The organism is Acinetobacter sp. SM34, assembly GCF_022012365.1.
Lineage (GTDB): Bacteria > Pseudomonadota > Gammaproteobacteria > Pseudomonadales > Moraxellaceae > Acinetobacter.
This window is the reverse complement of record NZ_JAKLTP010000013.1, coordinates 106,485-119,785: the sequence shown is the minus strand read 5'-3', so window position 1 is coordinate 119,785 and position 13,301 is coordinate 106,485. Positions and strand designations below refer to the sequence as shown.

Below are 13,301 nucleotides of genomic sequence, written 5' to 3'. Positions count from 1 at the left end.
GGTAGTGGGTATCTAAAAATCGGATTGCATTATAGCTATTTTTATAATTATCTACTTTAAATAACTAAGAGTAAAAAACAGATATAAACTTATTATATCTGATAGCTCATTATTAATAGATAGAATTTTAATTTAATGAATGTTCACCTTATATATTTTATAAATATTTACATGAATTATTATATCTAAAAAGTAGATCTATTTATAATGTCATGATCATTAAATATTACATACTGTATTAAAGTAAGTACGATAGATTACGGTTGGGAAAAGCTTCGAATTAAATAAAAACAAATATAAAAAAATAAATTTTTCTAACCATTTTTTATAAAAATTATTTATATATGCTTAATTTTTCTTTAAATATTTATTTTTAAATTAATTTATTTGTTACTAGGAGTCTGGAGTAGATATTTTTATGCCTAAAGGGAAGTGGTGATGTATGAAAAAGAAAGAAAAAATGACGAAAAATTCACATATTTGCTAAATAATTAGCATTAATTTATAAACTTTTGTAAATTAAGTAACTTTATTTATTTTATATGTAAAGAAATGTATTTAAAAAAATATAATAAAATTAATAACTTAAAAATTTAACGTGTGCTTTTAATTTTTTTTTCTACATAATTGGAAACATTTGAAAATTGTATCATTTTATTTTGCGTTATAAGCCTTTATAAATATAGTGTTAAGCTTAGATGGTCAATTAAAAAAACAACAAAAGGAAAATATATTGTGAATAATAAAGCTTTTGTATTTTTTTGGAATAAAGATAATAAGATAGGTCAACGGTTACGTAACCTTACTCATAATAAAAAGAGTTACAGCGTAATTGTTAAAATAACTACATATACATATTCTTTTTAAAAAAAGAAATGGAGAAAATCATGAATAAAATGACACAAGCTGCTTTAGCGGCATTAGTACTCGGTGTATGTGCAACAGGTGCTTATGCGGAAGATGATTTGGCACGAGGTATACCAACTCCACCACCTCCATCAAGTTGTGATACAGATTGTAGTGGTAAAATTGATATTAAACTTAAAGTTGAACCACATTGTGAACTACAGGTACTTACTCCTACCTTAACTTTACAAGATAAAGTAGGTGGTGATACTGCAACGGGTAGTTTCCGTGTGGGGGCAAATGCACTGTTTAAAATTGGTTTAACAACTGCAAATGGTTCTAATCTTAAAATGGGCAGTAATACAATTCCTATTTCAATTACCACTAAACGTAATGGCACAACAACTATTCCTTTGAATGCTACAACAGGATCTCAACCATTTACACCAGGTGGTTGGACTCCATATAGTGTTACCGTTGTAAGTCCGCAAGTTGGGGTATCTAAACCAGTAGGTACTTATACTGAAGAATTACGAATTGCTGTTTCATTCTAATTTTTAATTATAATCAAAGAAGTTAGGTTTGCTTTTTAGTGATCCTAACTTCCCTATAAAAATATCAAGATTCCAAAATAAAAAAATTAATTGGTAGGGGAAGAATGAATAAGTTATTTTCGATGTTCACTATTTCTATAGTATTGGCATGTTCACAGACAATTTATGCAGGACTAAAAATTACGCCTATTCAGCTGTATATTTCGGATATTAAAAAACAGCGTAGTGCTACCGTTACATTGGATTATAAAGAATCTGATCAACCTAAAATATTTGAAGTTTCTGCTGTGAAATGGGCGCAAAATGCAGAAGGGGAGGATGTTTTGGAACCTGATACTTCTGTGGTAATCAATCCTAAAAACTTTGTATTACAGCCCAATAGTAAGCAGATTGTTCGAGTAGGTTTTACTCAAATGAAACCCCCAAAAAAAGAAGAAACTTGGCGAATCATTTTTAATGAAATTGCTCCCACTGTAAAAGAATCTAAGGTCAATTTTCTATTTAATATTTCTATGCCCCTCTTCGTTGGGGTACAAGAAAAGGTTAAACTAAATTTTAATCCAATATACAACGGATCACAGCTTTCATTAAATGTGAAAAATGATACGAATACGCATGTCCAAATTAAAAAAATAACCATTCTTGACGACAATAAAAAAGAAATTGCAGTAACGACAGACATGAAATATTTACTTAATAATCAGCAACAAAATTTTAATTTTGGTGAGATTAAGTTGGGGGATTTTCATAAATATAAATTAATCATTGAAACAGATAGAAGTGAATTGCCGATGGAATTTAATTTGTCAGGGTGATGGATTATGCAAAAAATTATATTGTTTTTGCCATGCATATTTTTAAATATAGTGCTGCCTGTTCAACAAGTAAATGCGGAGGAGAACAATGTTGTCTTTAGTAGTGTCTGGTTAAATGGTATAGATAAAAATTTAGAAACACTTATATTTGAAGAAGATAAAAAAATATACATAGAGTGCCAAGCTTTAAATACTTTGGAATTGAGGGGTGAATTTTTTCCTAAACATCCAATAAAACAAGATTTTTGTTTAATTTCAATGAATCCAGTTCTTGCTGAAATAGATCCAAATGTACAGTCTGTGAAAATAATGGTACCCGCTGAATACTTTCAGGTCAAAAAAATAAACCAAGAACAATTAATTATGCCTGACAGGGCGGCTTTTGGTGCGTTTCTAAATTATGATCTGTTTTATGGGCAGACTTCACAAGATAAAAATTTTAATTCATTAGCAGAATTAGGTGTGTTTAAAGATTATTGGCTGTTTCAAAATTCCATACTTGTACGAGGCTTAGATGAGAATAAAGAAGAACCAACTCTTGTACTAGAAGAAGTAATGGAAGAAAAAGTAGTTCGTCTAAGATCAGCTTTTGATCTAGATTTTCCTGATAAGTTTTTAAGTTTAACAATTGGTGATACCACCACTATATCCAACCCTTTTGTTAATTCAGTACGTTATGGGGGGGTAAGCTTTGGCACAAATTTTACAGCTCGGCCTGATTATATTTATTGGAATATGCCGACTTTAAAAGGAAGTGCTGTTTTACCATCAACAGTTGATTTGTATATTAATGGTGTAAGTATTTCTCAACAGAGAATTACTCCGGGGAGTTATACTTTACAACCTGGAGCATTGATTCAGCAATCTGGAGATGCTCAGGTCATTGTTGAAGATATTTTGGGGAATAAAACTGTTCAAAGTTTTCCTGTATATATAAATAACAAATTGCTTAAACCCAAGTTAAATGAATATAATATTTCGTTAGGTAAAATTAGATATAATTATGATCTTCAAAGTAATGATTATAGGGAATTTTTTTCTAATGTTTATTTTAGACGAGGTATAGGTAACTTAACGACATTGGGCTTGAATGCTGCATATAGTGAAGAAGTAAAAAACTTAGGTTTATTATGGACTCAAGCAATTAGTAAATATGCATTACTAGATACATTTATTGCAGGAAGTGATAGTAATAATGGGTCTGGTTATTCAGTTGGTGGTTCGATTAGTCGAAACCTAAATAATATTTATTTAGGTTTTAGTGGGCAGTATTCTACTAATAATTATAAAACTTTGGGTTATGATAATGAAGTTCTTATTCCAAAATATGATTATATTTTTTATTTCAGTATGTATGATTTACCAATAATAAATAATTTTAATTTAAATTATTTGGAACGAAGTTATTATGAAGGTAATAATTTTAATATTTCGGATAGTCGTATATTAAATATTGGTATTTCTAGAATGCTACACCCAAATCTTTCATTAAGTGTTTCATGTTTTAAAGAATTTAAAGGTGAACAAGATTCTGGTGGATATTTATCTTTAAATTATAGTCTAGGGAATAATAAGAATGCTTATTTTTCACACTCAACTGATAATGAAACAAGGGTACAATTTGTTAAAGCATCACCAGCACAAACTGGATTTGATTATGTTTTGGGTGCAAATCAGCGTCGTGGAAATTTAGCTTATCAAGCTTCTGGTTTATTGAAATCAAGTGTCGGCGATTTACGTGTTCAGTTGGATCAATCTGATGAGTATGAAAACAATCAGGTGATTTATCGTGGGGCTATTGTTTGGTTAGGCGGGAAAGTGGCATTAACAAAATCTGTAGATAATGCATTTGCTTTAGTTAAAGTTGAAGATTCTCCAGAGATTGATGTTACAAGGTCATTATCGCCTGTAGGCAGCACCAATAAAAATGGTTATTTGTTTGTACATAATATTATTCCTTATATTCCTTATGATATTTCATTCGATCAAAATCAGTTAGCAATTGAAGATGCATTTGATTATTCGAGTCAAAAAATGATTGGCTTAAATCAACGAGGTTATATTCTAAATTTTCCTGTATATCACACCCAACAAGTGGTTTTGCGTTTATTAGATAAAAGCAATCAACTTATGCCTCGTACAAGCGAAGTTTATATCAATGATGAAGACAGTCAGTACTTCCCAGTAGATGCTCAGGGTAGAGTGTATTTATATGGATTAAAACCGAATAAATATAGGTTGTTAGCTAAAACCAAGGGCGGTCAGACATGTCAGGGTGTTTTTGAAGTGTCAAATCAAAACCAAAAAGCGGTAGAGCAGTCCGTTATGGATGTAATTTGTCGCTAGAGAGGGTATTACAATGAAAAAAATTATAATAGTGACTTTATTGTATGCAAATAGTGCTTTAGTGAATGCGGGACAATGTTATTTAAATGCTATATCTGAACCCGTAATGCATTTGGCAGATTATTATCATAGTTTTGCTGCAACTTCTTTTAGAGTTTTTTGCGACCAATCTTATGCAATCAAATTTAGCAGTCAAAATTTGCGTAGTTCGGATGGTTCAAGTTATGTATCGAATGGTGCTTATCGCTTAAAAACTAGAATGAGTATTTCGGGTCCGGTAAGAAATCAATGGAATGTTCCTCTGTCCCAATCTAAAAATTCAAAAGATAGTAAATATGTCATTGCGGTACGATTGGAAGAACAGCCTTCTATGCGTACCCCAGTTGGTATATATAGCGATGTAATATACGTAAACCTATCATTTTAATTATTTTGTATGCCGTGAAGAGCTTGTCTGTAATTGAAAATAAAACTAAAAAAGAGCTGTTTAAAAGAGTTAGGTTTGGAAGCGAATGGTTTTTTTATTGGTTGTTAGGGTTATACATTGTTTCAATAAACGGTCATCTAAAGATCATCAAACTGAAAGAAATAACATCTATGCTAAATCTAAAATAACGATATAGGTGTTGTATGGCAACTTTATATGCGACCAGCCTGCTAAAACAACAAAATTTTCCAGAAAATTTCCAATTTTATTTTAAAAAAAATAAGCAAGATCGCATTTGTAATGATATCGCGATACTCAATGATTTAATTCGCCCGCGGCTGAAAATTGCGATTGTGACAGAAACCTGGTCGCCAGAAATTAATGGGGTAGCACTTTCCTTATTACAGTTGTGTAAGGGGCTACAAAAGCAAGGACATAAAATTTTACTGATTCGACCAGAACAAAAGCTGACTTGTGGTGAATTTTTGCCCAACCGGGAGTGTTTAGTCAAAGCTCAAGCTATTCCCCGATATCCAAGTCTGCAATTTGGCTGGCCACAGTTTTTAAAAGTCGCCAATGCATTGGATCAATTTGCACCTAATGTGGTGCATATTGTTACAGAAGGTCCTTTAGGTTTAAGTGTTTTACAGACTGCAAAAAACAAGGGAATACCTGTTTCAAGTGGCTTTCATTCACCTTTTCAAGAATTTAGTCGTTACTTCGATTTGGCCTTTTTAATTAAGCCGATTCAGCGTTATTTACGTTGGTTTCATAACAATACACAACTGACCTGTATTCCCAGCAAAGATACGGAATATATTTTAAGAGAATTTGGCATTCATTGCCCTTTGGAGGTGGTGGGTCGTGGTGTAGATGTGATGTGTTTTTCTCCACACCATTACTCAGAGGTTTTGCGTCAACAATGGCAGGCCACTTCTAGCACTCAGGTCTTGCTGTATGTGGGACGGTTATCTCCTGAAAAGGAAATTGAGGTTCTGATTCAAGCCTATGTCGCAATGAAGAAAAATACCCAGCAGGATATCAAGCTGGTCATTGTGGGTGAGGGACCAGGTCGTGCGCGATTAGAGCTGCTGTGCCAAGGTCATGATGTTATTTTTACCGGAAATCTATCGGGTTTAAAACTGGCTCAAGCCTATGCAAGTGCAAATGTTTTTGTGTTTGCCAGTCAGGTTGAAACCTTTGGCAATGTGGTGCTGGAGGCAATGGCCAGTGGTTTGCCCGTCATTGCCTATAATTATGCCAGTGCACATTTACATGTCAAACATGGTGAGACAGGCTGGTTAAGCTCATTGGGAGATGTAACAGGTTTTATTCAGTCAATTTATCAGTTGCCGAGTAACCAGCAATTGAAATATATGGGGCTTCAAGCCCGAAAAGCTGTGCAGCATATAGGCTGGCAATATCCGGTACAACAGTTTGAGCAAGCATTGTATCGGGTAGCAATGGAGATGGAAATGACATCCTAAATTTTAAGCAGCAGCTTAAAGGAGCATCATCATGGATTTTAAAAAAGCAAAAATAACGATGTTGGATCTGGATTTAAAAGGTTGTTTGTATCTGAATCATTTTTCACATTCACAAGCCGTGGCCTACTTTTTTAAAATGATCAGCCGTTTTGGCAATGGTTTATTCTGGTTAATTATGCTGGCCAGCCTGTGGATGCTGGAAGGGGTATTTTATCTGGTGCAGTTAGTGTATCTGCTGCTTAGCGGATCTGTAGGCACGCTTATTTATAAAATCTTAAAGCAAAAAACCGTACGCCCTCGACCCTATCAGGTGCATCAGGTGATTCGAATGCAAGAACAACCGCTCGATCATTTTAGTTTTCCCTCTGGTCATACCTTGCATGCTGTCATGGCAAGTGCTGTCTTAGGTCATATTCAGCCGATGCTACTGATTCTGATGCTGCCTTTTACCATTCTGGTGGCGATTTCACGGATGGTATTAGGTCTGCATTATCCTAGTGATGTCGTGGTGGGCGCATTGATTGGTGCAGTGGTTGCCAGTGGAATTATTGTGAGTGCGCCTTTTTTTAATATCATGTTATAAAAATACGTGCCGATAAATCAGGAAATTCACGCGGTTTTTCTAAAATTTGCTAAAGTACCGCAACTGATTTGAATATATTAGGAATAGCTATGGGTTTGCGTTGGACAGATACTATTGATATTGCGATTGAGCTTTCTGAAGCACATCCAGATGTGGATCCACAATGGATTCGTTTTACCGATTTACATGCCTGGGTTTGTGCGTTACCAGACTTTAGTGATGATCCGACTAAATCTACCGAGGGTTTGCTGGAAGGGATTCAAATGGCCTGGATTGACGAAGCACGTTAAGCACTCATCTTAAAAAAGTATTTTTTTACAGATGAAAAGCAGAAAAATACACATTATCTCGGTATAATGCGGCAAATTTTCATGTCAACAATTGACTTAAGGAGCCTATCATGGCTATCGAACGTACTTTATCTATCGTAAAACCAGACGCAGTTGCTAAAAACCACATCGGCGACATCTTTGCTCGTTTCGAAAAAGCTGGTCTTAAAATCGTTGCAACTAAAATGAAACACTTGACTCAAGCTGAAGCTGAAGGCTTCTATGCTGAGCACAAAGAACGTGGTTTCTTTGCTGACCTGGTTGCATTCATGACTTCTGGTCCAGTTGTTGTTTCAGTTCTTGAAGGCGAAAACGCAGTTCTTGCTCACCGTGATATCCTTGGCGCGACTAACCCTAAAGAAGCTGCTCCTGGTACTATCCGTGCAGATTTCGCTGTAAGCATCGACGAAAATGCTGCTCACGGTTCTGACTCTGTAGCATCTGCTGATCGTGAAGTTAACTACTTCTTCGCTCAAACTGAGATTGCTCCACGTACTCGTTAATTCGCAGTATTCAAGCCAGATAAGTGTTATTATACTTATCTGGTTTTTTTATTCCCTGAATAATTCTTTGCTCACATATTGAGCTTCTCCTTTCATCTTTAGACATGGTTTAGGTAATACACATGAGTACTGAAGCAGTCGCTGTATCAGCAGTTTCTGAGGCACAGCAACACACTCCATCCGCTCCAGCACAGCAAAAGGCTGTCGAGAAAGTGAACTTACTTGGCATGTCGCGTCCGCAAATGGAAAAATTCTTCGAAGATATGGGTGAGAAGAAGTTCCGTGCAGGGCAGGTGATGAAATGGATTCACCAATTTTTCGTGACTGATTTTGCCGAGATGACCAATATCTCGGGAAAACTGCGTGAAAAACTGGAAAAGATTTGTGAAATTAAAGCGCCCGAAGTGGTGCATAAAAATTATTCTAAAGATGGTACGCGTAAATGGGTATTTCGTGTTGGCGATGGTGATGGCTCATTAGTCGAAACGGTATTGATTCCTGCTGAACACCGTAGCGGCTTACGTCGAACCTTGTGTATTTCTTCACAAGTCGGTTGTGCGCTCGATTGTTCATTCTGTTCAACCGGTAAACAAGGTTTCCAGCGCGATTTAAGTCAGGCTGAAATTATTGGTCAGTTGTGGATGGCGAACTATTCCTATATGGAAGATGTGCCAGTGGCAGATCGTGAACGTTCAGTCACTAACGTCGTGATGATGGGCATGGGCGAACCGCTGCTCAACTATGATGCCGTGTTAAATTCAATGCGCATTATGCTGGATGATTTTGCATACGGCATGTCAAAACGCCGCGTGACTTTGTCGACTTCAGGTGTGGTACCGAAAATCGATCAAATGGTGAAAGACATTGATGTGGCTTTGGCGATTTCATTGCATGCGCCAAACGATGAGCTGCGTAACGAACTTGTGCCAATCAATAAAAAATATCCGTTAGAACAATTAATTGCGGCTTGTCAGCGTTATATCGCCAAAGACGGTAACGAAAGTTCGCGTAAGCATGTGACTATTGAATATGTAATGTTAGATGGGGTGAATGATCATCCTGAACATGCACAACAAATGATTAAGCTTCTTAAAAACTTGCCTAGCAAAATCAATTTGATTCCATTTAACCCGTTCCCGCATGCGCCATACGGGCGTTCAAGTCGTAACCGGATTATTTCTTTCCAAAAAACTTTGTCTGATGCCGGTTTTGTGTGTACGATTCGTCAGACACGTGGCGATGATATTGATGCTGCGTGCGGACAGTTAGTGGGTCAAGTTGCTGACCGTACCCGTCGTGCGGAACAGTGGAAAAAGAAAGTCGCGCAGCAAAATGAGATTCTGCGCACTCAAGGATAATAAAAGGGGATGCCAATTGAGAAAGCCCGCATATAAATTAGCTTTTATTACAACAATTTGTATGTCTGCTATTTTTGTTACTGCGTGTCAAACACCAGCAACAATAGGAAAAAAAGATCCTGAAAAGGCAGTGAAAGTTCGCACTCAATTGGCGGCAGAATATATTAAATCGGGTGACCTGGATTCAGCAAAACGTGCTTTGGATCAGGCACTTGAAGTGGATTCGCGTGATTCAACGGCAAATATGATGATGGGCGTTTTACTGCAGCAAGAAGGCAGTAAAATCAGCATGGATAAGGCTGAATCATATTTTAAACGGGCAATTTCTGCCGACTCGAAAAATGCACAAGCGCGTAACAACTACGGTACTTATTTGTATCAAATTGAGCGTTATAATGATGCGCTTCAGCAGCTCAATGTGGCAGGCGCTACATTAGGCTATGATCAACGCTACAGAGCATTGGAAAATGCAGGACGAATTTACTTAAAACTCGGTGATGTTTCGAATGCTGAAAAAACATTCAAACAGGCCCTGCAAGTCAATCGTGACTCTTATGTTTCAATGTTAGAGTTGTCAGAAATTTTTTATGCAAAACAGCAGACCGCCGCTGCAACACAATTGTATGAACAGTTTGTGCGTAGTGTCGGTCAAAAGAATCAAGGTGCACGTGCGCTTTGGATTGGTATCCGAATTGCACGGGCAAATAGTGACACAATGGGAACGCAGGTTTTAGTTAACCAGTTGCGTGCACTGTTCCCTGAAAGTCCGGAATACCAACGTTATCTGCAATTACAGTACAGTACTGAGGCCGTATGGAAGTAAATCCTAATTCACCGCAATCGAATGGTTCAAGCGTAGTACCCACTGCATTAGGAAATGTTCAGCGTCCAGGCGAGTACTTACGTCAAGTTCGAATTGCACAAAAGCGTGAATTAAGTGAAGTTGTCAAAGATTTAAACATCCCTGTAAAAACTTTGACAGCTTTAGAGCAAGATGATTATAAGGCTTTGCCAGAAGCGACCTTTATCAAGGGCTATTATCGCACCTATGCGAAATACCTGAAGGTGGATGCAAGTTCTATTATTCAACGTTTTGATGAGATCTATCAAAATGATACCGGATTGTTACCCAATCATGCCTTAAACAATTCACCGATTAAAATCATGGGCAAGCTGCCTGGTTCTAAGAGTGACCGTAACAAGAAATGGTTAAAACGCATTCTGGTGACTTTGGCGGTACTGGTTGCAATCGCTGTTGCTGTTATGGCAATACAAAACTGGTCATCCAGCACAGAAAGTGACAGTCAGGAAGTTGCTCCAGCTGAATCTGATGTTCAGGTATTGAATCTGGATAACTCGACTGCAGTGTCGGGAGATCAGCTTGAACTTACATTTAGTCATCCAACTTCTGTACATATTGTCGATGCAACCGGTAAAGTGCTGGCAACTGGCCGTCAGTCATCTAACTTGAAGTTGAATGGTGAAACACCGTTCCAAATTCGTCTGGATGATGCATCAGCTGTGACTTTAACCTTGAACAATGAAAATATTGCATTGTCATCTTATACCGTGAACGGAAAAGCAGATTTCCGTTTGTCACGTTAATGGGTCAAGAATAGAGCGATATCAATGATTGAAAATCCGATTAAGCGCCGTCCTACTCGTAAAATTCGTGTTGGTTCTGTGGATGTAGGTGGTGATGCACCGATCAGCATTCAGAGTATGACCAATACCGAAACCTGTGATGTCGCAGCAACTGTTGCTCAGATTCAGCGTTGTGCCGATGCTGGTGCCGATATCATGCGTGTTTCCGTGCCAAGCATGGAAGCGGCAGCAGCATTCGGCGAAATTCGCAAACAGGTGAATGTGCCTTTGGTTGCCGATATTCACTTCGACTATAAAATTGCCTTAGCCGTTGCTGACCTCGGTGCAGACTGTTTGCGTATTAACCCAGGCAATATTGGTTCCGAAGCGAAAATCCGTGAAGTGGTGGCAGCAGCAAAACATCATGATATTTCCATGCGTATCGGGGTGAATGCTGGTTCACTGGAAAAAGACATTCAGAAAAAATATGGCGAACCTACTGGTCAGGCCTTGCTTGAATCAGCAATGCGTCATATTGATATTCTAGACCGCTTGGACTTTCAGGAATTTAAAATTTCGGTTAAAGCGTCGAATGTGTTTTTGACCATGGATGCTTACCGTTTATTGTCTGCGCAAATCGATAATCCACTGCATTTAGGCGTGACTGAAGCCGGCGTGTATCGTACCGGTTCGGTAAAATCAGCGATTGCGCTTGGCGGTCTGCTCATGGAAGGCATTGGCGATACCATGCGTATTTCGCTGGCGGCCGAGCCTGAAGAAGAAATCAAGATCGGTTTTGATATTTTAAAATCACTGGGTCTTCGTTCCAACGGCATTAACTTCATTGCCTGTCCAAGCTGTTCACGCCAGGAATTTAACGTGATTAAAGTGATGCAGGCACTGGAAGAACGTCTGGAAGATATTCGTACTCCAATGGATGTATCCGTGATTGGCTGTAAAGTGAATGGTCCGGGTGAAGCCAAAGAAGCCGATATTGGTGTAGTAGGTGCAAGTCCGCGTTCACTGGTGTATCGTAATGGTGAGAAAAGCCATTTAATCGATACCAATCAACTAGTTGATGAAATCGAATCTATGGTTCGTCAACGTGTTTCCGAGCTTGAAGAAGCTAAATCTAAAGAGATTATTCGCACAGGTTTTTCTGAGTAGATCATGAGTTCAATTGTCGCAATCAAAGGTTTTAATGACATTCTTCCAACGCAAACCCCCGCGTGGAGACGTCTTGAACAACATTTAGCATCACTTATGGATGCTTATGGCTACCAGCAAATCCGTTTGCCGATGGTTGAGCAGACCAATCTGTTCAAGCGTTCAATTGGTGATGCAACCGATATCGTCGAAAAAGAAATGTACACATTTCTGGACAAAGGTAATCCACCTGAGTCTTTGACTTTGCGTCCAGAAGGGACCGCGGGCTGTGTACGTGCCATGCTGGAGCATAACTTGCTTCGCGGTGCGACCCCTCGTGTGTGGTATATCGGGCCAATGTTCCGTTATGAAAAACCACAGAAAGGTCGTTATCGTCAGTTCCACCAATTTGGTGTGGAAACGTTTGGTGTGGCAACACCCGACCAAGATGCAGAACTAATTCTGATGACGGCACGTTTGTGGAAACGCATGGGTGTAGCCGACAAGGTTCAGTTAGAGCTTAATACTTTGGGTGAGTCGGATGAGCGTGCGGCATACCGTGCAGCACTGGTTGAATTCCTTGAATCGCATAAAGCCGATCTGGATGAGGATTCTCAGCGCCGTTTAACCACGAATCCGCTGCGTATTTTAGACTCTAAAGATGCCAAAACTCAGTCGATTCTTGAGAATGCGCCTAAGCTGCATGATTTTATGGGTGAAGAAACCTTGGCGCATTTCCAACAATTACAGCAATATTTGACTGATGCGGGCGTAAGCTTCGTGATCAACCAAAAATTAGTACGTGGTCTGGACTACTACAACAAAACAGTCTTTGAATGGACTACGACGCATTTGGGTTCACAAGGCACCGTATGTGCCGGTGGCCGTTATGATGGTCTGGTGGGGCAATTGAAAGGCAAGGCTGATCAATCGGTACCCGCCGTTGGTTTTGCCATGGGTATGGAGCGTTTGTTGCTGCTACTTGAACAGGTGGAAGACAATACGCCAGTCCGTGACTGTGAAATGTTCCTGGTTTCAGACCCTGCAACTCAAGGTCAAGCCTTGGTGCTTGCCGAACAGATCCGTGACCAGCTTGAAGCAGCCAAGAGCCGTATCCGCTTAAAAACCGGTTCACAAGGTTCAATGAAATCTCAGATGAAAAAAGCCGATCAGGCGGGTGCTGTTTATGCTTTAATCTTTGGTGAACGTGAGGCCGAAGCTCAGCAAATTCTGGTCAAGGAGCTGGCAACAGCAGAACAGACTGAAATTGCCGTGGCTGATTTTGTGCCATTTATCATCGAAAAATTTTCTTCAAAATAAGCC

General features: G+C 38.4%; 13 protein-coding genes. All 13 read left to right on the top strand.

The window, feature by feature from the left end; all coding sequences use genetic code 11:
• Positions 1–887 precede the first annotated feature (887 nt).
• Entirely contained in the window at positions 888–1,400 is a 513-nt protein-coding gene (locus LZZ98_RS12000) for a hypothetical protein (protein WP_237788039.1), read from the top strand.
• A gap of 104 nt (positions 1,401–1,504) precedes the next feature.
• Entirely contained in the window at positions 1,505–2,215 is a 711-nt protein-coding gene (locus LZZ98_RS11995; RefSeq protein ID WP_237788038.1) for a fimbrial biogenesis chaperone, read from the top strand.
• 6 nt (positions 2,216–2,221) lie between these two features.
• On the top strand, positions 2,222–4,561 hold the full coding sequence (locus tag LZZ98_RS11990) for a fimbria/pilus outer membrane usher protein (RefSeq protein WP_237788037.1): 2,340 nt from the start codon (positions 2,222–2,224) through the stop codon (positions 4,559–4,561).
• 13 nt (positions 4,562–4,574) lie between these two features.
• On the top strand, positions 4,575–4,988 hold the full coding sequence (locus LZZ98_RS11985) for a hypothetical protein (RefSeq protein WP_237788036.1): 414 nt from the start codon (positions 4,575–4,577) through the stop codon (positions 4,986–4,988).
• Positions 4,989–5,191: 203 nt separating this feature from the next.
• Complete coding sequence (locus LZZ98_RS11980; protein WP_237788035.1) at positions 5,192–6,475, top strand: glycosyltransferase family 4 protein; 1,284 nt, start codon at positions 5,192–5,194, stop codon at positions 6,473–6,475.
• A gap of 31 nt (positions 6,476–6,506) precedes the next feature.
• Positions 6,507–7,058 carry a phosphatase PAP2 family protein gene (locus tag LZZ98_RS11975; RefSeq protein WP_086175859.1) on the top strand — a complete coding sequence of 184 codons (552 nt, stop codon included), beginning with the start codon at positions 6,507–6,509 and terminating at the stop codon, positions 7,056–7,058.
• Between the two features lie 89 nt (positions 7,059–7,147).
• Entirely contained in the window at positions 7,148–7,348 is a 201-nt protein-coding gene (gene iscX / locus LZZ98_RS11970) for a Fe-S cluster assembly protein IscX (protein WP_086175858.1), read from the top strand.
• Positions 7,349–7,458: 110 nt separating this feature from the next.
• Positions 7,459–7,890, top strand: coding sequence for a nucleoside-diphosphate kinase (gene ndk / locus LZZ98_RS11965; RefSeq protein WP_035265623.1), 432 nt, complete (start codon positions 7,459–7,461; stop codon positions 7,888–7,890).
• A 122-nt stretch (positions 7,891–8,012) separates the two neighbouring features.
• On the top strand, positions 8,013–9,248 hold the full coding sequence (rlmN, locus tag LZZ98_RS11960; protein ID WP_086175857.1) for a 23S rRNA (adenine(2503)-C(2))-methyltransferase RlmN: 1,236 nt from the start codon (positions 8,013–8,015) through the stop codon (positions 9,246–9,248).
• Between the two features lie 61 nt (positions 9,249–9,309).
• Positions 9,310–10,071: a type IV pilus biogenesis/stability protein PilW gene (gene pilW / locus LZZ98_RS11955; protein ID WP_237788034.1), complete on the top strand. Its 762-nt coding sequence runs from the start codon at positions 9,310–9,312 to the stop codon at positions 10,069–10,071.
• A complete protein-coding gene (locus tag LZZ98_RS11950) occupies positions 10,062–10,853 on the top strand; it encodes a helix-turn-helix domain-containing protein (protein ID WP_237788033.1) in 792 nt (263 codons plus the stop codon). The genes pilW and LZZ98_RS11950 overlap by 10 nt, the downstream gene beginning before the upstream one ends.
• Positions 10,854–10,877: 24 nt before the next feature.
• On the top strand, positions 10,878–11,999 hold the full coding sequence (gene ispG, locus LZZ98_RS11945) for a flavodoxin-dependent (E)-4-hydroxy-3-methylbut-2-enyl-diphosphate synthase (RefSeq protein WP_237788032.1): 1,122 nt from the start codon (positions 10,878–10,880) through the stop codon (positions 11,997–11,999).
• Positions 12,000–12,002: 3 nt separating this feature from the next.
• A complete protein-coding gene (gene hisS, locus LZZ98_RS11940) occupies positions 12,003–13,298 on the top strand; it encodes a histidine--tRNA ligase (RefSeq protein ID WP_237788031.1) in 1,296 nt (431 codons plus the stop codon).
• Positions 13,299–13,301 lie beyond the last annotated feature (3 nt).